Origin of the sequence: Methylobacterium sp. E-065 (genome assembly GCF_022829605.1) — a bacterium.
Taxonomy (GTDB): domain Bacteria; phylum Pseudomonadota; class Alphaproteobacteria; order Rhizobiales; family Beijerinckiaceae; genus Methylobacterium.
On sequence record NZ_JAKSYD010000048.1, the window covers coordinates 1 to 986 of the forward strand.

At 64.5% G+C, this 986-nt stretch carries 2 protein-coding genes; both read right to left on the minus strand.

Translation table 11 applies throughout. The annotated features are described in order from the left end of the window. Positions 1-60: 60 nt before the first annotated feature. On the minus strand, positions 61-270 hold the full coding sequence (locus MKK84_RS04390) for a hypothetical protein (protein ID WP_243916843.1): 210 nt from the start codon (positions 268-270) through the stop codon (positions 61-63). A gap of 162 nt (positions 271-432) precedes the next feature. After that, complete coding sequence (locus MKK84_RS04395; protein ID WP_243916841.1) at positions 433-726, minus strand: hypothetical protein; 294 nt, start codon at positions 724-726, stop codon at positions 433-435. Positions 727-986 lie beyond the last annotated feature (260 nt).

A 986-nucleotide genomic window follows, 5' to 3' on the forward strand; every position in this document is an offset into this window, starting at 1 on the left:
GGATCGTGGCGGGTACAGCCACAGACCGACCACGTTGAAGCGTGCGATCTACGGTCGATCTTACCGTGCGTTCTGCCATCGAATCGTGACGGCTCCGTAGGCCACGTCGCCAGTCGCGTCCGATTCGTCTTCCGGGCCGAAGGATCGAACGAACTGACGCACTACCACACCATCGCGCGTGATCGACCACTCGAACCGTCCGGGCTCCTTCGCAGAGGGCGTCACGCGCAGGGTGTGCGGGTTCGGATTGAAGGTGATCATCTCCACCATGTGGGGGCACACCAACCCATCCACGAGGAGCGAACGGCAAGGCAGGCCGCTGGCGAAGCGATGACGACGCTGATGCACGGCGGATCGCCCGAGACGGTCATCGCCCGCTACCGCGAGCACGTCGCCTTCAACACCAAACGCCTGTCGGCCTAGCTCGCGGCATCAGTCACGCCTCGCTTGCGCGCTCGCGCGGTCGACGACTGCCCGCAACGCCGCACTGCCTTCCATCCCGAACCAGGCGCGCAACATGCTGGTGGTCTCAGGCGTGTCGTCCGATCGCTCGCGGAACAGATCAGCGTAGCGGGTCAGCTCACGCTCCATGAACAGGTCGAGGTAGGAGGCTCCCCTGGTTCGCGCGAGATCGACGAGGACATCCTCAAGAACGCGCCGCATCATCTCGCCGACCATGGCCAACACGTACACCGCCTCAGGGCTACCTTGTTCGGGTTGGCTCATGATCTACCCCCGTTGTCCGGCCCGTGGCGTCCCTTTCGGCTTCTGAGGGCAGCATGTCCTATCTGGTCGCCAGCGAGATCGCTCACACCGACTTCAGATGCCGTCGCAGCCAGCGCGTCGCTTCTTCCAGGCTCGGGAAGGTCGGAGCCTTTTTCCCCTGCAGCCGGCCGAAGCCAACCTCGAAGAACCAGCTTCCGACCTTGTCGTGCTCCGGCTCGGCGAGGCGCACCAGCACCGCCACCAGCAGGCCGTTGGCCATT